This window comes from Streptomyces sp. Ru72, from assembly GCF_002920635.1.
Lineage (GTDB): Bacteria > Actinomycetota > Actinomycetes > Streptomycetales > Streptomycetaceae > Streptomyces.
Genome location: NZ_PQSR01000125.1, coordinates 1 through 21161 on the forward strand (window position 1 = coordinate 1; position 21161 = coordinate 21161).

General features: G+C 69.5%; 14 protein-coding genes and 1 pseudogene. 5 read left to right on the forward strand and 10 right to left on the reverse strand.

Features of this window, described 5'->3' with window-relative positions:
* The 7 genes and pseudogenes from C3488_RS34750 to C3488_RS34780 all read right to left on the reverse strand — a co-directional run.
* A partial coding sequence (locus C3488_RS34750) for a non-reducing end alpha-L-arabinofuranosidase family hydrolase (RefSeq protein ID WP_103844883.1) occupies positions 1-1417 on the reverse strand: 1417 nt, incomplete at its 3' end.
* 151 nt (positions 1418-1568) lie between these two features.
* Positions 1569-2888: a ricin-type beta-trefoil lectin domain protein gene (locus C3488_RS34755; protein ID WP_103844873.1), complete on the reverse strand. Its 1320-nt coding sequence runs from the start codon at positions 2886-2888 to the stop codon at positions 1569-1571.
* A gap of 17 nt (positions 2889-2905) precedes the next feature.
* A complete protein-coding gene (locus C3488_RS34760; protein WP_258053842.1) occupies positions 2906-3460 on the reverse strand; it encodes an alpha-galactosidase in 555 nt (184 codons plus the stop codon).
* A gap of 124 nt (positions 3461-3584) precedes the next feature.
* Positions 3585-5012: an arabinofuranosidase catalytic domain-containing protein gene (locus C3488_RS34765; RefSeq protein ID WP_103844874.1), complete on the reverse strand. Its 1428-nt coding sequence runs from the start codon at positions 5010-5012 to the stop codon at positions 3585-3587.
* Positions 5013-5431: 419 nt separating this feature from the next.
* A pseudogene (locus C3488_RS34770) lies at positions 5432-6898 on the reverse strand (endo-1,4-beta-xylanase); the annotation flags it as partial.
* A 107-nt stretch (positions 6899-7005) separates the two neighbouring features.
* Positions 7006-9459 carry an RICIN domain-containing protein gene (locus C3488_RS34775; RefSeq protein ID WP_103844876.1) on the reverse strand — a complete coding sequence of 818 codons (2454 nt, stop codon included), beginning with the start codon at positions 9457-9459 and terminating at the stop codon, positions 7006-7008.
* A gap of 170 nt (positions 9460-9629) precedes the next feature.
* On the reverse strand, positions 9630-11219 hold the full coding sequence (locus C3488_RS34780) for an arabinofuranosidase catalytic domain-containing protein (protein WP_258053843.1): 1590 nt from the start codon (positions 11217-11219) through the stop codon (positions 9630-9632).
* A gap of 936 nt (positions 11220-12155) precedes the next feature.
* Here C3488_RS34780 and C3488_RS34785 point away from each other — a divergent pair.
* From C3488_RS34785 to C3488_RS34795, 3 genes are all read left to right on the forward strand, one after another.
* Positions 12156-13199, forward strand: a complete 1044-nt coding sequence (locus C3488_RS34785; protein WP_103844877.1) for a LacI family DNA-binding transcriptional regulator — start codon at positions 12156-12158, stop codon at positions 13197-13199.
* A gap of 371 nt (positions 13200-13570) precedes the next feature.
* Entirely contained in the window at positions 13571-14536 is a 966-nt protein-coding gene (locus tag C3488_RS34790; protein WP_103844878.1) for a glycoside hydrolase family 6 protein, read from the forward strand.
* A 162-nt stretch (positions 14537-14698) separates the two neighbouring features.
* Positions 14699-15979, forward strand: a complete 1281-nt coding sequence (locus C3488_RS34795; RefSeq protein WP_103844879.1) for a glycoside hydrolase family 6 protein — start codon at positions 14699-14701, stop codon at positions 15977-15979.
* A gap of 66 nt (positions 15980-16045) precedes the next feature.
* Here the strand turns inward: C3488_RS34795 and C3488_RS34800 are convergent, their stop codons facing one another.
* On the reverse strand, positions 16046-17230 hold the full coding sequence (locus C3488_RS34800) for an MBL fold metallo-hydrolase (protein WP_103844880.1): 1185 nt from the start codon (positions 17228-17230) through the stop codon (positions 16046-16048).
* A gap of 200 nt (positions 17231-17430) precedes the next feature.
* Between C3488_RS34800 and C3488_RS34805 the strand changes: the two genes are divergently transcribed.
* On the forward strand, positions 17431-18006 hold the full coding sequence (locus C3488_RS34805; protein ID WP_103844881.1) for a carboxymuconolactone decarboxylase family protein: 576 nt from the start codon (positions 17431-17433) through the stop codon (positions 18004-18006).
* 436 nt (positions 18007-18442) lie between these two features.
* On the opposite strand, the gene C3488_RS34810 is transcribed toward C3488_RS34805, so the two are convergent.
* On the reverse strand, positions 18443-19228 hold the full coding sequence (locus tag C3488_RS34810) for an SGNH/GDSL hydrolase family protein (protein WP_103844882.1): 786 nt from the start codon (positions 19226-19228) through the stop codon (positions 18443-18445).
* A gap of 382 nt (positions 19229-19610) precedes the next feature.
* On the opposite strand from C3488_RS34810, the gene C3488_RS34815 reads away from it, so the two are divergent.
* Positions 19611-20132, forward strand: coding sequence for a hypothetical protein (locus C3488_RS34815; RefSeq protein ID WP_258053844.1), 522 nt, complete (start codon positions 19611-19613; stop codon positions 20130-20132).
* Between the two features lie 265 nt (positions 20133-20397).
* On the opposite strand, the gene C3488_RS34820 is transcribed toward C3488_RS34815, so the two are convergent.
* A partial coding sequence (locus C3488_RS34820) for an alpha-galactosidase (RefSeq protein ID WP_146067987.1) occupies positions 20398-21161 on the reverse strand: 764 nt, incomplete at its 5' end.

Here is a 21161-nt window from a genome sequence, read left to right on the forward strand (position 1 = left end):
GGGTGAGGACGCCGGGCCGCCACGGCAGTTGGTCGTAGGGGCCGCCCGCGTTGGGGGACTTGCCCTGGTAGAGCAACTGTAGGTTGCAGGGGTCGATGGTCATGGTCTGGTCGGGGTTGTTGCGGACCAGGTCACCGTGGCTGATGTCGTTGGTCCAGGTGGCACCGCTGTTGGCCTTGCCCGCGAAGGGGTTGGACTCGGTGGCGGCCTGCGGGGTCCACGGACCGTTCAGGCTGGAGGCCGTGAACGAGCGGAAGAAGCGCTGCTCAGTCGCACCCCGAGCCTCGACGATCATGAGGTACTGGTTCTGGCCCTGGACCTTGTAGACCTGCGGCGCCTCGAACAGGTTCTTCACCGTGTCGCTCATGACCGTCGTGTACGACGAGCCGAAGTTGCCCGGGAAGTTCCCGATCGGCATGCTCGCCCGGTAGATCTTGCCGTCGTCACCGGCGAAGAACAGGTACATGTTCTGGCCGTCACCGATCAGGGTCTGGTCGATCGGGGCGGAGTTCGGGATGCTGCCGGTGAACAGCGGCTGCGGCGCGGACCAGCCGTTGGGGTTGGTGGGGTCGCTCGACGTGCGGTAGACGAAGGGCGACGCACCCCACTGGTACGCCAGCACCCAGATGTTCTTGGGCGCGAAGTAGAACAGCGTGGGCGCCACCGCCTTCTGGCTCATCCCCGTCTGGCCGGCCGACGCCATGTCCGACCAGTTCGTGAAGGGACTGAACATCATCGAGCCGTAGCCCGATCCCGACACGTTCGATGCGTAGACCAGATGCTTGCCGTTGTACGTCACATTGGTGAAGTCCTTCAGCGAGACCCACCCGTTCGCCGGCTGCGCCAGCGGACCGGTCGACGTCCACCGGTATGTCGACGGGAGAGAACACGTGCCGCCTCCCGGCGGGGTCGGCGTCCCGGACAGGCCGGTCCACTTCTGGTTGCTGCCGCCGTTGCACGTCCAGATCTCCACCGCCGTGCCGTTGGCCGTGCCCGCACCCGTGACGTCCAGGCACAGCCCGGACTCCACGCCGACGATCGTGCCGTCGGAATTCACCCGCCACTGCTGGTTCGCACCGCCGCTGCAGGACCAGATCTGCACCCGGCTACCGGCCGCGGTGGCGTGGCCCGGCACGTCCAGGCACTTGTTGCCGTACACGGTCAGCTGGTTGCTGTCCGTCAAGGTCCACTGCTGGTTGGTCCCGCCCGAGCAGTCCCAGATCTGCAGGTACGTGCCGTCGGTCTGGCCGGCGTTCGGCACATCGAGACACCGTCCGGAACCGACACCGCGCAACGCGCCGCTGGTGGCCGCCTGAGCCGGGTCGGCGATGAGCATCGCCGCCAACGTGACCAGGGCCGCGACCGCAGCGGCAAGGACCGTGGACAGATGTCTGCGGCTGAAACTTCGTCTGCGCATGGGCACCTCGTAATCCTCGAGTGAGCGATTCCGGTCGGCCTCGTCAGAGGCGTCCGGACTGTCGATGTGGTGCGGTTCGAAGCGATCCGCGGGCACGGGGGCTGATCACACGGGGCCAGGTCCGCAGGCTGCGGTGCCTGGCCCCGGCGTTTCAGTTCTCCAGGCGCCAGTGCTGGTTGGCACCGCCCGTGCAACTCCACAGCTGGACTTTCGTCCCGTTGGCGGTTCCCTGGCCGCCGGCGTCCAGGCAGAGCGCCGACTGCACCGCTGTGATCGTGCCGTCGGGATTGATGTTCCATTGCTGGTCTGCCTGTCCGCTGCAGTCCCAGATCGCCGCCGGGGTGCCGTTGCCCGCTGCCTGGCCGACGCCCAGGCACTTGTTGCCGTAGACGACCAGTTGCTTTCCGGCGGTGTAGGTCCACCGTTGGTTGGAGCCGCCGTTGCAGTCCCACAGTTGTGCCTGGGTGCCGTTGGCCGTGGTGAAGTTGTTGATGTCGAGGCAGCGCCCCGACTGCTGGCCGACGATCTTCTGGCTGCCGGAGGGCGGGGGCGGGGGCGTGTCCGAGCCGAACTGTGTGAAGAACTGCCACACCGCTGCCGATGTCCAGGTGCGCCAGCCGTCACCGGTGGAACCGTCTATGGGACCGGGGTCGTGGCCCGCCCCGTCGAACGCGGCCCAGACGACGGGGTATCCGGACCGGCATCCGGAGTAGGCGGTGATGATGTGCGTCAGGCTGCCGTAGGCCGGCTCGGGCGGGTTCTGCGGGGTGCAGCCGTTCGCGCGGACGAAGGTGTCGCGCAGTTCCCGTCCCAGCGAGATGGGCAGCACGTTGTCCCTGATGCCGTGCAGACCCATGTAGGCGACGGGCTGGGTGCCGCCGTTGCACCCGCTGAGGTTCGCGCCGGAGTAGACCGCGACCGCGCGGAAGACCGTCGCACGGGAGCAGGCGAGGGCGTACGACATCGCGCCGCCGTAGCTGAAGCCGGCGGCGAACACCTGGGTGGTGTCGACGCACAGCCCTGATTCGATCTGGCTGACCATCGCGTCGACGAAGGCCACATCCTGGCCGCCGGAGTTGGCCCAGCCGTTGCCGATGCCCTGGGGGGCCACGAAGATCGTGCTGTTGTTCGCGTTGTCCGCCAGGCGCCTGAGGCCGTAGTAGGACCAGTTGTACCCGTCCGCTCCGCCCGAATCGACGTCGCCCGCCGTGCCGCCCCGCCAGTGGAAACCGAAGACCAGCCGGTAGGGGTGGTTGCTGTCGTAGCCGGCAGGAACCCGCAGTATGTAACTGCGGGTCTGGCCGCCGCTCTGGATCGTGTGTGTGCCACTCGTCAGCGTGGGGGCCTTGCCGCAGCCGGCGGTCGCCTGGAGGGCGCCGGTGGCCGTGGCCGACGCGGGCGCGCCGGGGCCGCTGCTGAAGGAGGTGCCCGCAGCTGCCAGGACGAGAAGTACCGCGGCCGCGAAGGCCATTAAGAGCGGTTTGCGTTTCATACACTCCTTCTTTCGTGGTGGGGAGATGACAGGGAGGGTCGGTCGCGGGTCGGTTCAGACGCGGTGATGGTCCATTCGTTGTTGGTGCTGGAGTTCGGCGTCCACATCACCGTGGTGGAGCCGACCGTGGTGATCCCCAGCTTCAGCCCCAGCGAGTGCACGTAGTCCGCGGTGCCCTTGACGCTGTCGGGGAACTTGGCCGGGTCCGGGACCAGGTGGCCGCCCGAATCGCGGCTGTGAGTCATCCAGCAGTCGTCGATGTTGACGTACGAGTAGCCCGCCGCCTGCATGCCGTTGGTGTGCATCGCCTGCGCGGTGGACTTGATCAGCGACTCGGAGACATTGCAGCCGTACGCGTTCCAGTCGTTGAATCCCATCTGCGGGGTCAGCGCGAGCCCGTTGCCGAGCGCGGCGGCGGGCTGCGCCGTGCCGAGGGAGAGGAGGGGGACGGTCACAGCGAGCAGCACGGCCGAGAACGTGAACGCCAAGATCCGGCGCAGGGACAGCAGCGGGGGCGGTGGCCGAAGCCCCCTGGCTCTCGCAGTGGTCATGGGCATAGGTCATCGACTCCTGGGCCTAGGTGCGGGAAAGCACGGGCAGGACGGGGGACAGCTCGCGTTGCGGTCCCTCGGCACCTGCGGGAGGACCACCGCCTCCCGCAGTGCTGAAGGGAGGTCAGCGGTAGTCGGCCGCAGTGACGTTGGCCTGCACCGCGTTGTCGGTCGCGTCGGAGGGGTAGCCGGCGACGATGGCTCCTTCGTAGAAGGTGCCGGCGCTCAGGTTGGCGCCGCCGCCGGGCTTGCAGCAGTCGCCGCCGCTGCCCAGGACGATGGCTCCCTGCTTCTTCATGGGGCTGTATCCGCCGGGGAGAGCGCCGTCCCAGAGGGTGGTCAGGCCGCCGGACTGGGCGTTGCCGCCCTTGAGGGCGAACCTCGACGTGCCGTTGTTCTTCTGCATCGCGGTGACGAACTTGTTCTCAAACGCCCGCTGGTTGGTGTTCCAGGACTGGCTGCCGCCGGAGTACAGGCCCCATTCGAGATCGGCCTGCACCCAGGGACCGCTTCCCGAGCAGCCGCCGAACCAGCACTGGGTACCGAAGTTGATCGCGTCCATGGCTCCGGCGGCGTCGGCCTTCCGGGTCGTCTCGCTGTTGCCGTAGTCGAAGCAGCAGCCGTTGTTGACGTGGGTGCCGCTGGTCACCATGTACGCCCCTTCGGGTGCGGCACCGGTCGGCACGCCCGTCAGGTGGCCGTCCCGCCAGTAGCTGTTCCCGGGGTTGATGTAGAGCGAGTACGCCTTGGTGCCCCCGGCTGTCAGCGACTCGGAGGTCGCCTTCGCGGGGCTGCTCTGACTCGATCCGGGGACCTGGGCCGATCCCTGGTACCACAGGTCGTTGCCGTGCCCGGACTGGTCGCGGACGGCCGTGATCACGCACGAGGTGCCCGCGCAGAACGAGTCCTGGGCCGCCGCGTCCGCGAAGCCGCCGGGCGCCAGCACGCCGATGTCCCGGGTCGCGTTGTCCGAGGAGCGCCTGACCTGGTAGAGGGAGCCGTTGTACGAACGGTAGAGCGCCCGCACCGTGCTGTGCGCGGCCACGCACGGCGTACCGCCCGCCGCGTAGAGGTCGCACGGGCCCGATCCGCTGGGCGGAGGCGGAGGTGCCGGCGTGCTCCACTTCTGGTTGCTCCGGCCGTTGCAGGTCCACAGGATGACCGCGGTGCCGTTGGCCGTGGCCGCCCCGTCGACGTCCAGGCAGAATCCGGATGCGACAGCGGTGACGGACCCGTCGGGGTTCTGCCGCCACACCTGGGTCGGTCGCCCGTCGCACGGCCGGATGACCACCGGGGCCCCGGGAGCCGTCCGGTTGTCGTAGGCGTCCACGCACCGGGTGCCGTTCATCGTCCTCAGCTCGCCCGCCGAGGTGAACTCGAACGCCTGATTGGGCTGTTCGTTGCAGTCCCAGATCTCCAACGCCGTGCCCGACGTGTCGACGTTGCCCTTGACGTCCAGACACCGCCCCGACGCCGAGCTCACCAAGGGGGCCGCCGGCGCCGGTGCCGACCATGTCGGGGCTGTCGTCAGCATCACGGCCAGCAGTGCCATCACGCATACGGCGGCGGCCACCGGTAAGCGGGGTGTCCGGGCCGCGGGGCTCCGGGGCGAAACAGATGAAGGCTGCATTCTGTTCCTCGAATATGTGGGGGAAGGGGACAGAGAGTGGCGTGCCTGCCCGAAGGGGTTCAGAACGAGCGCCGACCCTCCCGTCAGAGCGCTCGGGAGCAGCCACAGAGAACCCTCAGACATCCCATGTTCCATAGTGATCCCACGCGCCTGACACCCTGTCAATAGACGTGTCTCGCCGATTCAGCTCCCGATACATCCCATGTTTTACCCCGGTCGGCCGGTCACAACGGCACCCGAAACCCGCGTCCGGCGACGGGCGCCGTGCCGGGCGCGGGTGTTCGTTCGGCTACTCGGAAGCGATCCGGGGCAGGAGCGCGCGCCGGACGCCTGTCACCTCACCTGAGGTTCCAGTGCTGGTTGGCGCCGCCGTTGGAGTCCCAGATCTGGACGGGCGTCCCGTTGGCACTCTGCCCGGCGGGAACCTCCAGCGCCCGCCCGGAAGCGACGTTGGTCAAGGTGTAGGAACCGTCGCCGTTCCGGCTCGCCCGCCAGTGCTGGTTCGCACCACCGTTGGCGTCCCAGATCTCCATCCGTGTGCCGTTGCCCGTCTGCCCACCCGGCTCGTCCAGGACCCGCCCGCTGCCGACATTGGTCAGCGTGTACGAACCATCACCGTTCTGACTCGCCCGCCACTGCTGGTTCGCAGCACCCCCGTTGGCGTCCCAGACCTGCAAAGGCGTGCCGTTCCCCGTCTGTCCGGCCGGAACGTCCAGCACCCGGCCGACAGCGACATTGCCCAGCGAGTACACCGCGCCCGAGACGATGCCTCCCGAGTTGCCCGTACTGCCGCCCAGCGCGGACAGGACCGCGTCGTAGGCCGGCTTCTTGTTGCCGTTGCGGTCGAACAGCAGAGGATTGTCGCCGCTGCGCCACGAGTCGCTGTCCCTGATCCCCCACACGGTGATGCCGGTGCATCGGGCGACGTTCATGCATGCCTGGACGGTGTTGGCGTAGGCCGTCGGCGACGCCTGGGCGATGTCGAGTTCGGTGATCTGGACGTCCACGCCGAGGGCGGCGAAGTTGGCCAGGGTGGTCCGGAAACTCGACGGCGGACCGCCGACGCCGAAGTGGCTCTGGAAGCCGACGCAGTCGATGGGCACACCACGCGACTTGAAGTCGCGCACCATGGTGTAGACGCCCTGGGTCTTCGCGTCGGTCCAGTTCTCGATGTTGTAGTCGTTGTAGCAGAGCTTGGCCGAGGGGTCGGCGGCCCGGGCGGTGCGGAAGGCCTCCTCAATGAAGCCGTTGCCCAGCACGTTCTGGAAGACCGAGCTGCGGTGCTGGGAGGAGCCGTCGGCGAAGGCTTCGTTGACCACGTCCCAGGCGTAGATCTTGCCTTTGAAGTGGCTCATCTCGGTGGTGATGTGGTTGTTCATCACGCTGCGCAGCGTGTTCGGGTCGGTGATGGAGTTGACCCAGCCGGGCAGCTGCGAGTGCCACACCAGGGTGTGGCCGCGCATCCGCTGCCCGTGCGCGGTGGCGTGGCCGACGATCTGGTCGGCCGGACCGAAGTTGAAGTTGCCGCGGGAGGGTTCGGTGGTGTCCCACTTCATCTCGTTCTCCGGGGTGATCATGTTGAACTCCCGGTCGAGAATCGTGGAGTACGTCGAGTCGCCGAGCTTGCCGGCAGCCACGGCCGTGCCGAAATAACGGCCGCTGCCGGCCGCTGCCGCGCCCAGCGTGCCGGAAGCGGCATGGGCGGCGGGGGATGCCGTCCCGGTCAGGGCCAGTACCGTGCCGGCTGTCAGTCCGGTGGCCAAGGCCAGGGCCTTGCGGAGGCGGAGCTGCTCGTTGCGCCAGAGCATGAAGGATCATCCTCCTTGTGTGGGGGTGGGACACCGATCACGAGACGGTGCTGCGGTGGGGTCGGGTCACGGAGTTCAGGTGGGTGGGCGGACGAGCCCGCGAGCGGTCAGCGGGGGGTGAAGTCCTGGTTGCTGCCGGCCGTGTTCTTGCAGGGCCATTGGTCGAGCTGCAGGCCAAGAGTGCTGCCGCCGCCGTAGACGTCCAGGCACAGGCCGCTGTTCTTGTTCCGGAAGGCGTAGGAGCCGTCGGACTGCTGCACCGGCAGCCACAGAGCGCCGGCCGCTCCGTCCGGGGCCTGCTGCACGATGTCGGGCGTGCCGGCGGTCGTGGAGCCGCCCGACACCGCCACGACCAGTCCGGAGTTCTGCGCCCGCAGCTGCCCGTAACCGCCCGAGACCGGCACGAACTGAAACTGCTGGTTGCTCTGCCCGTTGCAGGTCCACTGGTCGATCGCGGCGCCCGCGCTGCCGGAGTTGCCGTACACGTCCAGGCACAGGCCGTCGCCGCCGATCACCAGCTGGTGGTAGCCGCTGGGGAAGCCGTCGCCACCGCCGCCCGGCGGCTGGATGCCCGCCTGCTGGATGACCTGCTGGGCGTCCTGCGGCCAGTTGGTGCCGCTGACCTGGACGTTGCCGGTGAGGACGTTGTTGTGCGGAGGACCGGTGGCCACGTACGTGTTGCCGCCGTTGTACCAGTTGCCGGAGAAGGTGCTGTCGTCGGTGTGGTTGTTCCCGTTGGCATTGGTCAAAGCCCAGTTACCGGCGTCCTGCACCACGTTGTGGGACACCGTCAGGTACCGGGAGCCCTCGTCGAGGTACAGCGCGGTGGTGTGCCTGTTGCCGTACATGTAGTTGTCGGAGATCACCGAGCCGGGGTTCGCGGACAGGCTGTAGATGCTGCCGCCGTCGAACATCGCGTTCTTGGTGTCGAAGACCAGGTTGTGGGAGACGGTGTTGTTCTTCAGCGTCGTCGGAGTGCTGTAGACGGGCTGGTAGGTGTACGTGCCCCGGTTGACGTAGTCCTGGCTGCCGCCCGGGTCGTTGATGCCCCAGCCCCAGCCGATGTCGATCCCGTCGTAGGGCAGGTGGTCGCACTGGTTGTGGGTGATCGTCGCGTTCGTGACGTAGGTGGACAGGATGGCCGCGGTCTCTTTGTAGTCGGTGCCGACCCCGCTGACCCGGTTGTCGCTGATCACGATGTTCTGGTTGGTCATCCGAGGGTCACTCGGGTGGTGCGCGTCCGGTTGGATCCCGCCGACCTGGATGCCGCTGCCGGCGATGTCGGTGAACGTGTTGCCGGTGACGGTGATGTCGCCCGCACCGAGTCCGGTGCCCGAGGCCGTGGCGACACCGTCGTTGCCCACACCGAGCCCGGCCTGCCCGAGCTCGGAGAAGGTGTCACCGGAGAAGGTGATACCGGTGGCGGCGGAGACCTGCACGGCCGCGGGCATCTGCGCCCAGTGGTTACGGGTGGCCTCGAACTGCGTGCACCCCGACTTGCAGGTGGTCAGCCAGTCGGCGGGCATCGCGTAGGCCCCGGTGATGTGAGCGCCGCTCTGCTGGTCCGCGTAGCCGTCCGGTCCGCTCGGGCCGAGCCAGGAGGTTCCCGTGAACCGGATGCCGGTGAACGCGAGGCCGGTGGCCGGTGAGCCGTAGCTGCCGCTGATGTCGAGCAGGCTGCGCAGCCGGGGCAGTTCGATGTCGAGGCTGCTCGGGTTCTGCCCCGGCTGGGCCCGGTAGTACAGGTCGCCGGTGGACGAGTCGAGATACCACTGTCCGGCCTGCCGCAGGAACGCGTAGTTGTTCTCGAGGTACATCGTCCCGCCGGCGAACGGCGCGTTGATGGTGTCGTAGCCCCAGGAGTTGTTGTTCCACGCGGGCTGCCGCATGGTGATGGTTCTGCCGCTGATCGACTGGACCGGCGCATAGCGGTCGGTGAAGGAGTTGACGCTCTCGACTTCCATGTGGTTCTGGTCCGAGAGGCCGGCCAGGTAGTCGAGGGAGGAGTCGGTGACGGTCAGGCCGGTCCGGGTGAAGGCGAAGCCGGAGCGGGGCACCTGGATCGCCGCCCGCGGTGCCTCCGTGCCGTTCACGTACAACTGGCGCGTGGTCACGCCCGCGCCGACGTGGGCCGACCAGATACCGTTCGCCTGATCATGTACCTGCCAACCTGGGACGCGCTGGGCGCCGGTCACGACCGGGTGCTGCCCCGGCACGGCCTGGTAGGTGATGGTGTGGCCGTTCTGGCCTCCGTCGCCGGAACCGAAGGCCAGCGGCTTGGACAGCCGGTAGGTGCCACCGGCCAGGTAGACCACGACGTCCGAATCGGCCGAGAGCCGGTGCGCGGGCTGCTGCGCCTGGTCGATGGTGGCGAACGGCTGCTCGGCGGTGCCGTTCCCGCCGGGAGCCGCATCCGGCGCCACATACAGGACGGCGGCCGCCGTTTGGTGCTCGGCCGGTACCGCGTCGGCGACCCCGGCCGTGGCCGGGCTGCCGGCCAGTAGGGCGAGCAGAGCTGCGGGGGCGGCCCACAGACCGCGGAGCGCTCTGGCTCTGGACATGGTCATCCTCCGGTGGTGGCGCGTGTGGGTCGGTGGTGGCGGTGCCGTGCGGCGTTTCCTGCCGTCCGAGTCGTCTGCATGACGCGTCCGCCGGGAGCCGGCGGATGCCCGTGTGGTGGTGAGTGACTCGTGGCCGGCGGTGAGCCGGCCACGGGCCGGAGCCGTTCACGTCAGCCGAGGCTCCATTGCTGGTTGGATCCACCGTTGCACGGCCAGAGTTCGGCCAGGGCGCCGTCGGCCGTGGAAGCCCCGGTGACGTCGAGGCAGAGCCCGGACTGGATGCCGGTGACGGTGCCGTCCGCGTTCAGCTGCCACTGCTGGTTGGCGCCGCCGTTGCACGGCCAGGTCTCCACCTTGGTGCCGGCGGAGGTCTGGTTGTCGTACGCGTCCAGGCACATCTGGCTGCTGCCGCTGTAGACGGTCAGCTGGCCCGAGGACGTGCGGGTCCAGATCTGGTTGGCACCGCCGCTGCAGTCCCAGATCTGCAGCTGTGTCCCGGCCGTCGTGGACGAGTTCGGCACGTCCAGGCACTTGCCCGCGCCCACCGCGTGCAGCGCACCGGTGCTCGTCCCGCCGGAGGCGTTGCTGTATCCGGCCGCGGTGATGTTGGCCTGGACCGCGTTCTCCGTGGCGTCCGACGGGTAGCCGGAGGTCATCACGCCTTCGTAGAAGGTGCCTTGGGCGCCCTTGCTGTTGTCGCCGCCGATGCCCAGGATGATCGCACCCTGCTTCCGCATCGGGTTGTAGCCCGGGACGCCTGGACGCACCCCGTCGTAGAAGGTGGACAGGCCGCCGGACTGCGCGTTGCCCCCACGGATCGCCCAGTGGTTGGGGCCGCCCTTGATGATGGCGGTCGTGTACCGGTGGTTGATGGTGGGGTCGTTCGCGTTGTAGTGCTGGTTCACCCCGGAGAACAGGCCGTTCTCCAGATCGGCCATGATCCAGGGTCCGTTGCCCGAACCGTAGCCCCAGACCTTGATGTTGCCGAAGTAGATGGCCTCCATGGTGCCGTTGCCGTCGTCGTTGCTGTCCGTCTCGGCGTTGCCGTAGTCGAAGCAGCAGCCGCCGTTGTAGTGCGTCCCGTCGAAGATCGCGTACATGCCCTCGGGGTTGTCCCCGGTCGCGATGCCGTTGGTGTGGTTGTTGCGGTAGCCCGTGCCGGGCGCCACGAAGACGCCGTAGGCCTTGTGACCGCCCACCATGGTGGGCGCGGCGGTCGCGTTCGCGAGGTTGTCGGGACCGCCCGCGGCACCGCCCCCGGGCGCCTGGGTGAGGTTGTTGCCGCGGCCGGACTGGTCGTAGATGATCGTGATCAGGCAGGTCGTTGACGAGCAGAACGAGTCCTGGGCGGCGGCGTCGGCGTACCCGCCCGCGCTCAGCACGCCGATGTTCCGGGTGGTGTTGTCCGAGGCGCGCCGGACCTGGTAGAGCGGCCCGTTGTACGAGGCGTACAGCGCTCGGGTCGTGCTGTGCGCCGCCACACAGGGCGTGCCGCCTGCCGCATAGATGTCGCACGGCCCGGACGCGGCCGCCCGGGCCGTGCCGGCCGTGGCCGTGGCGCCGACCAGAGCCCCGGCGACGAGTGCGGCTGCGGCCCCGGCCCGGGCGAACGTCTTGGAACGAGAGCGGGGCGAGCGCGGCGGCGGAACGTGCGCCTGGTCCGGCACGCCGGGCCTGCCGCGGTGCCGTACCGCCGCGAGTAACCGTCGGACGCCAGCGCGCCCGGACGGCAGGGGGGGTCCTGTACGTATGGCTCTCATCCGATCTCCCTACCGTGCCGACGCAACCCGATCGGGCTGTGTTGGTGGCGCTGACGATCCGGAAGCGTTTGAAGGTGTCGCTTCGCAGCGAGATTGCAGAGAGGTTTCGGGGGGAGACGGTGCTCCCGGTTTCGCGGGGCTGTCAAGGGTCCGGAGCCCACTGGTGCGAACGTTGTCGCGGAATCGATTCGAAGGCTGATTCCTGCGGTTCGGAAGCTCTCGGCGTGCTCGAAAGTTGCGGCGCGGCGGCAGACGGACGGCGGCGTTACCGCCCGTTGCGCCGGTGTGGTGGGCCGCACGGGTGTGCCACGACCAGGCCCGGATCATCCGGGTGATCCACCGTCATGCCGGTGAGCAGCAAGGCAGCTGGCGAACCCGGACGACTGAGGGCCGGTACCCATGGCACTGACCCAAGCGACGGAGCCTCGGCTCGCGCACCGGCTCCGCATTCCCCGCGCGGCACACCGTTGACCCGAACCACCCCCGGTCGTAGCATCCCGTCGAAGCGCTTGCGTGGAATCGATTCGCTCCACGCCTTCCCGCACTACGTGAGACGCGGAACGCATGGCGGCTCCGGCAGTGCGACGCCGTTCCTCGCAAACTCACGGCCCCCGGTCGTCCTGCGTCCTTCGTCCGCCCGGCCGGCCGCGCCGCAGCCGTCTGCGTGGCGCAGCCGGGGACCTGGCGCTCGCCCAGCGCCATCCATGACCAGTCCCTCGGGACGGCTGCAACGCTGTGCGCGTGGCTCACCGCCGCGGACTCATGGTCCTGAGCGATGCCGAGTTCTGGAGGATCCGTACGCCCTGGCGTTCCCGCACCGGGCCGTCGGCGATGCCCTGTTGCACAGGTCGGTCTCGCCAGAGTGCGGCGAGACCGAACGGCGTCTCCCCCGCCCGTCAGTATCCTTGCGGCCTGAGTGCGGCCATGAGGAGTTTCATGAACATCGGGGAGATAGCTCGGCGCGCGGGGGTGTCGCGCAGCACGGTGTCGTACGCGCTCAGCGGCAAACGCCCCGTCGCCACCAGCACGCGCAGACGTATCCAAGACGTGATCAACGAATTGGGATATCGCCCCAACGCAACCGCGAGGGCCCTCAAGGAGGGCCGGACCCGGACCATCGGTCTGGTCATCCCGCCGGCCGGCAACAGGCTCACCCACATGCAACTGGACTTCGTCGCCAGCGTGGTCGACGCCGCAGCCCGGGTCGACCTGGATGTGCTGCTGTCCCCCTCCGACGGGGAACACGAGCGTTCCTTCGAGCGGTTGGTCTCGGAGAACCGCGTGGACGGCGTCATTCTGATGGAGATCCGCCTGGAGGACCCTCGTGCGGGGCGCCTCCAGAAAGTCGGGCTGCCCTTCGTCGGGATCGGGCACACGGCCGGCGACCACCAGATGTCCTGGATCGATGTCGATTACGCCGGCCTCGTCCAGCACTGCGTGCGGCACCTCGCCGATCTCGGGCACCGCCGGGTGGCTCTGGTCACTCGTTCCCCGGAACTCATCTCGGCCGGTTATGGCCCCGCGCACAGGGCCAGGGAGGGTTTCGAAGCGGCCGTGGCCGAACGCGGCCTCGAGGGCGTCGAAGTGCCGTGCGGGGATGACGCCCGCTCCGGTCAGGAATGCGCCGAGGCGCTCCTGCACAGCCATCCGGACGTCACCGCTGTCACCACCATCAACGAGGCCGCGCTGCCCGGGATCCAGCGCGCGCTGGTGGACGCCGGCCTCCAAGTGCCGTACGACTTCTCCATCACCGGTGTGGTGGCCAGGACGTGGGCCGAGGACTTCCGTCCGCCGCTCACCGCAGCGGACGTACCGGCCCTGGAAATGGGCGAGAAGGCCGTTTCCCTGCTCGTGGAACGCATCGCGGCGCCGGAAACACCGCCTCGGCACATCCTGTTGACCCCCCCGATCTCGTTGCGTTCCAGCACGGCCGCCGTACCCACCGGCGGGCCGGCAGGGCACAACCGCACGGCGCGCTGAGCCGGGCGGTCGGCGATCGCGGCCACGCGACGGCCCTGGCCGCACGGCGGTTGCGGCATCTCCGCGCCCCCTGACCCACCGGCCGGCGGATCGCCCTCGCGCAGCGCCATCAGAAGTGCCGGTGGTGCACCGCCTCTTGACAGCCTTCCCAGAGCGCAACACGATACCGGCCACACACCAACAGCTCTCAGTCCCCTGGGAGCGCTTCCGATGGGAGCGCTCCCAAGATCCGGCCTCCGGCCCTTCGGGGCGCGTCCCCGCCGGAGCCCGTCGGCCCACCGGGGGCTCGTACCACCGCACTTCCTCAGCTCGGTCGCACGCTCGGGACGAGAGCGTGCGACGCGTCCCTGCCAGGAAACCGAGGTACAGTCATGCGCCGCAGACTCCGCGCCCTCGTGGCGGCGTTCTCCGCTCTGCCGCTGGCGCTCGCCGTCGCACCGTCCGCCCACGCTGCCGACCCGACCACCATGACGAGCGGGTTCTATGTGGACCCCGACTCCAGCGTGAAGCGGTGGGTCGTCGCCAACCCCGGCGACGGCCGGACGTCCGCGATAAACGCCTCCATCGCCAACACCCCGATGGCACACTGGTTCGGCTCCTGGAGCGGCACGATCGGCACCGCCACCGGTGCGTACGTGGGAGCGGCGGACAGTCAGGACAGGCTGCCCATCCTCGTCGCGTACAACATCTACAACCGGGACTACTGCGGCGGGCACTCCGCCGGCGGAGCCGCGTCGCCGTCCGCCTACGCGAGCTGGATCGCCCAGTTCGCCGGCGGTATCGCGGGCCGCCCGGCCATCGTCCTCCTCGAACCGGACTCCCTCGCGGACTACGGCTGCATGACCCAGGCTCAGATCGCCGAGCGCCAAGGCATGATCACCGGTGCCCTCACGCAGTTCAACCGCCAGGCGCCCAACACCTGGGTCTATCTGGACGCCGGCAACCCGAACTGGGCGAGCCCGGCGACCATGGCCCAGCGCCTCCACGATGCCGGCCTCCGACAGGCCCACGGCTTCTCGCTCAACATCTCCAACTACTACACCACGGCCGAGAACATCGCCTACGGCAACGCCGTCAACAGCGAACTGAGCGCCCGCTACGGCTACACCAAGCCGTTCGTCGTGGACACCAGCCGCAACGGCAACGGCTCCAACGGCCAGTGGTGCAACCCCCCGGGCCGCCGCATCGGCACCCCCACCCAGAAGGGCGGAGGCGCCGAGATGCTCCTGTGGATCAAGACTCCGGGCGAGTCCGACGGCAACTGCGGCGTCGGATCCGGCTCCTCGGCCGGTCAGTTCCTCCCCGAGGTCGCCTACAAGATGATCTACGGCTACTGACCCCGGACCGCCGTGGCCCGGTACGTTTCTGCCCCGCGACCGGGCCACGGGCACCGCCGCAGTCAGCCCGGCCGGGTCCGCCGCTCACCGCCTTGCGCGGAGGCGGTCGACAGCTCGCCTCGGCGGCAGACGCTCCCCATCAACCCGCACCCAGGAGCAGACATGAAACCACGCAGCCCACGACGCCGCGCCGCTGCCGTCACAGCGGCGCTCACCGCCTGCGCCGCCCTTACCGCGACGCAGGCGCAGGCGCAGGCCACACCCGCGCAGGAGGCGATCACCCCGGCCACGAAGTTCTACGTGGACCCGCACAGCAAGGCCGCGAAACAGGCCCTTGTCGACTTCGCGAACGGAGACGTCGAGAACGCCGCGAACATGGCCAGACTCGCGAGCTGGCCGCAGGCCGAATGGTTCACCGAGGGCACACCCGACGAGGTGCGCGTCAAGGTGAACAGGCTTGTCCGCCGGGCGCGGGCCGTGGACCGGACCCCCGTCCTGGTCGCCTACGACGTACCCGGCCGGGACTGCTCCCAGTACTCCAGCGGCGGAGCCGCATCCTCCGCCGCCTACCGCACGTGGATCGACGCCTTCGCCGCCGGCGTCGGCGACGACAAGGCGGTGGTCGTCGTCGAACCCGACGGCGTGGCCAACCTTCCCAAGGACTGCGGGCCCACCACCGACCCGACCGGCGAACTCACGGCCGCCCGCCTCGCCGACCTCGCGTACGCCGTGAAGACCCTGAAGGCCCGGCCCCGCACCACGGTCTACCTGGACGCCGGCAACGTCCAGTGGCGATCCGTCGGGGACATCGCGCAGCGACTGCAGGACGCCGGGGTCCAGTACGGCGACGGCTTCTCCCTGAACGTGTCCAACAACCACCCCACCGACCACAACGCCAGATACGGCACCTGGGTCGCCAAGTGCATCTGGTTCGCCACCGAAGGACCCGAGCAGGCACGCGGCCACACCGACTGGTGCGCCAGCCAGTACTACTCGTCGGCCGCCCCCAACGACGGCGCCCCCGGCAACGCCGTCTCCCCCGCGGACCCCACCACCTGGCGGTGGACCGACGCCTGGTTCGACCAGAACGTGGGCACCCCGCCGGCCGACGAGCTGCATCACTTCGTGATCGACACCAGCCGCAACGGTCGGGGCGCCTGGACCCCGGCGCCGGGCAAGTACAGCGGGGACCCGGAGACCTGGTGCAACGCGCCTGGCCGCGGTCTCGGCCCGCGCCCCACCGCCGACACCGGCGTCCCGCTCGTCGACGCCTACCTGTGGGTGAAGATCCCCGGTGAGTCCGACGGCAGCTGCACGCGCAACACCGGCGGCACGATCGACCCCGAGTACGGCATCGTCGACCCTCCCGCCGGCACCTGGTGGCCCGACCAGGCCCACGCACTGGCCCGCAACGCGGTACCGCGCCTGACGTTCAACCGCTGAGCCCGGCGGCTCGTGCAGGCCGGCCTCAAGGACGGACTTCCGTCACACGCGCGGGTCCGTCCACGGTCAGCCTTCGCCCACAAGGTCGAGGTCGTCACGAGATGCCACCGGGGTGATCTCCGGAACGGGCCACTCGCGGTGCAGCGGCGGGGACACATCCCGCCACCAGGGGTGCGTGGGGAGGTCGCCGGCGGGCTCGAAGGGCTGGCCCGGAACTGGGACTGCGACCGCCTGACCGACTGCACCGGCCGCGGCCTTCGTCCACTCACCGGGCTCCGCCCACGCGTGGGGGGCGAGGTTGAAGGTGGCCCAGTGGATGGGCAGCAGCACACCGCGCGGCTCGCCGCCCTGGAGGTCGAGGTGGGCGCGCGTGCCCTCCTCGGGGGTCATGTGGATGTCCGGCCAGAAATCGGAGTACGCGCCGATCTGGATCATCGTGGCGTCGAACGGGCCGTGTGCCGCGCCGATGTCCTTGAAGCCCTCGAAGTAGCCGGTGTCGCCGCTGTGGTAGACGCGGTGCTCGTCGCCCGCGACGGACCACGACGCCCACAGCGTGTGCTGCCCGTTGCGCAGGCCGCGGCCGCAGAAGTGGCGGGCCGGGGTGGCGGTCAGCGTGAGGCCGCCGACCCGCGTGGACTCGTGCCAGTCCAGCTCGCGCAGCCGGTCCGGGGACACACCCCAGTGCTCCAGGTGGGCGCCGACGCCGAGCGGTATCGCGAACAGGGTGTCCGTGCCGGCCAGGGCCTTGATGGTGGGCAGGTCGAGGTGGTCGTAGTGGTCGTGGGAGATGACGACGACATCGACGGGGCCGAGCGCGGCCAGCGGCAACGGAACCTGGTGGAGCCTCTTGGGCCCGGCGAAGTCGAACGGCGAACAGCGCTGCCCCCACACCGGGTCGAACAGCACCCGGTGCCCGTCGATCTCCGCGAGCACGCTGGAGTGACCCATCCAGGTCAGCCGCAGCCCGCTCGCCGGGGGCCTGGCCAGGTCGGCGTAGGTCGTCGGGTGCACGGGGATCGGACCGGCCGGGGCACGGCGGGCGCGGTCCTCCTTGCGGAAGTACATCTTCGCCAGCTCCAGCGCGGACCCGCCCGAGGGACGGGTCCGGGTGCCCTCCGGGTTCACGAAGGCGCCGTCCGCGAAGTGCGGTGACCTGCGGATGCGCGCCAGGCGCTCCCCGCTGGGATCCACGCCGAAGGCGGTGGGTCGCAGCGCGCGGAGCCCGGAGCTCAGGGGACCGAAACCGGTCACGGCACCTCCAGTGGAGTGGGTGAGGTCCTCATTATGGTCGGCCCGTACGACAGTGCCGGGTCGGCCGTGTCACACGGCGGCGTCCGTCGGGGACGCCGTTCGCCGCCCGGGCCGGATGTCACATCCGTGCGCGCCGGTCCGTCGTACCCCTGTGGGCGCTCACCACGGAGCGCCCGGGAACGACGCACTGGAGGTGCCCCATGGCCCGTATCTCCCTAACCCCGCGCCGCACGCTCTTCTTCCGCCTCATGGAGTGGTATTCGAAGCGGACGTACGGAAAGGTCCTCGACCCCGGCAGGGCGCTCGCCCACCAGCCGCGCGTGCTGTGGAGCGATCTGCGGTTCGAGCAGTCGGTGGCGAAGTGGAACAAGCTGGACCCGGACCTGAAGGCGCTGGCCGAGATGGCGTCGTCCGCGGCGATCGGCTGCGCCTGGTGCATGGACTTCGGCTACTGGGTGAGCCGGGAGCGCGGTATGGCCCGCGAGAAGCTGGTCGACGTGGCGCGCTGGCGCGACAGCGACGTGTACACGGAGCTGGAGCGCGATGTCCTGGAGTACGCCGAGGCGATGACGGCCACCCCGCCCGCCGTCGACGACGCCCTCGCGGCACGGCTCCTGGGACGGCTGGGCGAGCCCGCCTTCGTCGAGCTGACGGCGATGGTCGCGGTGGAGAACCTGCGTTCGCGCATCAACGCCGCGCTCGGACTGACGAGCCAGGGCTTCAAGGACTCCTGCGACCTGCCGCCGGTGGAACGGCGGACGACCACCGTGCGCTGACGGTCACTCGGAGGGCGCGCGGTTCCGGGCCCCGACGACCGCGGTGCCGACCTTCCACAGGCGGGCGACTCCGTCGAGGCTTCCGTGGGCGGGTGTCCGACGGACCGTACGAGCGGTCCCGGCCCTCCGGGACCGTGCCGCTCAGTTCCTGAGGCGCCTCAGGTCCTCGACCGCGGACCGCGGCGGCGAGCGCCTCGACGTCGTAGTCGGAGAGCTCGCCGTTCGCCGCCGAGATCGTCGGCGCGGGCATCGACCACGCGGACGCCCCGGTCGCGGCCACCGGCGGCGGGGCGCCGTCCGGGACCCCGGGCTGCCGCCCTCGGACCCCGGCCCGGGCTCCACCCCCAGACCCCCGGGCGGGCTGAATGCTGCCGACCGGTGCAGCCGGTGCGGAGACATCAGCCCATCCGGCGTTCGAGGAGAGGAGGCCCGGACCTCACACCGCCTGCGCGATCCGCACCCTGATGTCGTCCGGCGACAGCGTCCCCTTGGCCACCACCCGGTCTCCCGACGACTCTCCGCGCAGCCGCCGCCCGATCCACGGCACCAGGTACTCGCGTGCCCAGTGGATGTCGTCGCGCCGTACCTCGAAGGTGCCGCGCGGCGGCAGGGGCGGCCAGGGCTGGTCCGGGTCGGCCGGTACCTCCATGCCGAGAACCTGGCCGGCCCGCAGGGCGACGCGGGTGTGGCCCTCGGGCGAGAGGTGGAGACGGTCGTCGTCCCAGGCGCGCCGGTCCTGCACGGACTTGAGCGACCACAGGTCGAGGACCGGGCAGCCGTACCGGTCCGCGATCGCCCGTACATGGCCGTTGTAGGTGGCGATCTTGCCGCGCAGGTGCTTGAGCACCGGTACGCCCCGTGTGTCGAACCCGGTGGTCACCATCACCGTGCCGACGGCGGACGTCAGGACCGCGACGGCCCGCTCGAACCGCTCGGCGACGTCGTCGGGGTCGGTGCCCGGCCGGATGATGTCGTTGCCGCCCGCGCAGAACGAGACCAGGTCCGGAGCCAGTTCGACGGCCTTGGGGACCTGGTCCTCGACGATCTGGTCGAGCAGTTTGCCGCGCACGGCGAGGTTCGTGTACCGGAAGTATCCCTCGGGCCGCCGGTCGGCGAGGAGGACCGCGAACCGGTCGGCCCAGCCGACGAACTGCCCGTCGGGCCCCGGGTCGCCGACACCCTCGGTGAAGCTGTCCCCCACCGCCACGTACGACCCGATCACTGATCTGTTGTCATTCTTCGAATCGTCTGCCACATCGGTCCATGATTCACCTTGGGGTGTGAGCTACGCGACCGTAGGAAAAGGTTGACGGATGGTGAGATAAACCACTCGCCGCGTCTGAGCCGATCAGGAATAGGTCTCTGACCAGGGGTGTTGGACCAGCCTTCGGACACTGAACCCGGTCGGCACACGGCCCCCGAAGCCGTGTCCGCAAGTTCGCATCCTGCCGGGGCACCTTGTATGAGGTGCCCATAGACCCCGTCACCAGCGGTTCAGCCGAGTGCGGGTTCTTCGCGTATGTGCAGGCGGATGCCGCCGAAAGCAGCGATCTGCTCGAAGCCCGCCTGGTGCCGCCGTCACGGGATGGCCCAGGCTGGCCCGCATGGACTGGTTGCCACTGCTCTCCACCCTGGCCGGGGCCACGATCGGCATCGTCGCCACTCTCATCGCCGATCGGAATCGGTGGAAGCGCGAGGATGTCAAAGAAGCCCTTCGGCTGCGGCTCGACATCTACACGCAGTACACGACCACCGTGAAGGTCCTCGGTGAGACCCTGCGGGCCCTGGCCGAGCGAGAGCACCCGTCCGACGACGAACGGGCGCTGGCGCTGCGCGAAGCCTTTCGGGACTCGGGCATAGCCATCGCATCGGAACGGATGTGGCTCATCGCGCCCCAGCCCGTCGTCCAGGCCTCCAACAGCGTGTTCCACTGCCTTCGACGCATCTGCGACGGCTACGTCGACGGAACTGCCGTCAGCAGTCCGGAGGATCGCGCCCGCTGGGAGGCACGCGGCAAAGCAGCCGCCGAGATGCGCAAGCTCATGCGTGAAGATCTCGGCGTCGGTCCGCTCACCGAACGCCACAGCCCCTTTCTCGACGACCACGACAACCCCACGGCGCGGTGATCGTGACCGTGGCACCCGCGTCATGAGATGGCGCGGTCAGCCGCGTCCGGGTGCCTGACCCCGGTGATCACACGCGATCGTCCGCACGCGCGCGGAGAGACCGGAGCCCCGGACCAGTGGCGGTCCGGGGCTCTCGGTCGTCAGCCGTCTGTTTGTGTCGGTCCGTGAGGTCGTCCCCCTCCCCCAGGCCCTGCATCAGCGCGAGAGCGAGAAGTCGCTCATGCATGGAGGAGATACGAGGAAAGGGCCAATACGGACACGACGATCAGATGCGGCGCAGCCGGATGACCGTCGCATCGAGGTCACCACGCAGCGCGGGCCGCAGCCCATGATGCAGAAGGACCGCACCGCGGTGCAGTTCACCGGTTTCCCGGCATTCGTACGTCGCCGCCGGGTCCAGGCCACGCAGCCGCAGCGGGGCGACCGGCTCGCCGTAGTGCTGTGCCTGGAGCCAGGCGAGGACGACGGTCTCGTCGCCGAGGACGTACTGCACCGCGCTCAACCCGCCCGTCGGCGGCCGCAGCCGGTACAGGTCACCGCGCTGGACCACGGGCCGGATCTCCTTGTAGAGGGTGACCCAGTCCCGGGCCTCGGCCAGTTGCTCCTCGGTCCACTGGGCGAGGTCGCCGCCGACACCGAGCACCCCGGCCATGGCGCTGACGAACCGGAAGCGCAGCGAGCTCACCCGCCCGTTGAGCATCGCGTTCGGACTGTCGGTGACCCAGGCGGCCATCACCCGGGCCGGATGGATCTGGCTGAAACCGTGCTGGATGGCGAGCCGGTCCAGCGGATCGGTGTTGTCGGAGGTCCACACCTGGTCCGTGCGGCTCATGACACCGAGGTCCACACGTCCGCCGCCGCCCGAGCAGGACTCGAAGGCGACATGGGGGTGTGCGGCCCGCAGCCGGTCCAGCAGGGCGTAGAACGCGCGCACGTGGTCGACCCACAGTCGCTGCGGGTAGGGCTCGCCGGGCCAGCCGGCGTCGGTGAAGCAGCGGTTGAAGTCCCACTTCACATAGTCGATCGGGG

Excerpts from the sequence above, each read along its gene's own strand:
- C3488_RS34755 (WP_103844873.1), bottom strand. The coding sequence starts at position 2,888 with ATGGCCTTCGCGGCCGCGGTACTTCTCGTCCTGGCAGCTGCGGGCACC.
- C3488_RS34760 (WP_258053842.1), bottom strand. The coding sequence starts at position 3,460 with ATGACCACTGCGAGAGCCAGGGGGCTTCGGCCACCGCCCCCGCTGCTG.
- C3488_RS34765 (WP_103844874.1), bottom strand. The coding sequence starts at position 5,012 with ATGGCACTGCTGGCCGTGATGCTGACGACAGCCCCGACATGGTCGGCA.
- C3488_RS34775 (WP_103844876.1), bottom strand. The coding sequence starts at position 9,459 with ATGTCCAGAGCCAGAGCGCTCCGCGGTCTGTGGGCCGCCCCCGCAGCT.
- C3488_RS34780 (WP_258053843.1), bottom strand. The coding sequence starts at position 11,219 with ATGAGAGCCATACGTACAGGACCCCCCCTGCCGTCCGGGCGCGCTGGC.
- C3488_RS34785 (WP_103844877.1), top strand. The coding sequence starts at position 12,156 with ATGAACATCGGGGAGATAGCTCGGCGCGCGGGGGTGTCGCGCAGCACG.
- C3488_RS34790 (WP_103844878.1), top strand. The coding sequence starts at position 13,571 with ATGCGCCGCAGACTCCGCGCCCTCGTGGCGGCGTTCTCCGCTCTGCCG.
- C3488_RS34795 (WP_103844879.1), top strand. The coding sequence starts at position 14,699 with ATGAAACCACGCAGCCCACGACGCCGCGCCGCTGCCGTCACAGCGGCG.
- C3488_RS34805 (WP_103844881.1), top strand. The coding sequence starts at position 17,431 with ATGGCCCGTATCTCCCTAACCCCGCGCCGCACGCTCTTCTTCCGCCTC.
- C3488_RS34815 (WP_258053844.1), top strand. The coding sequence starts at position 19,611 with ATGGACTGGTTGCCACTGCTCTCCACCCTGGCCGGGGCCACGATCGGC.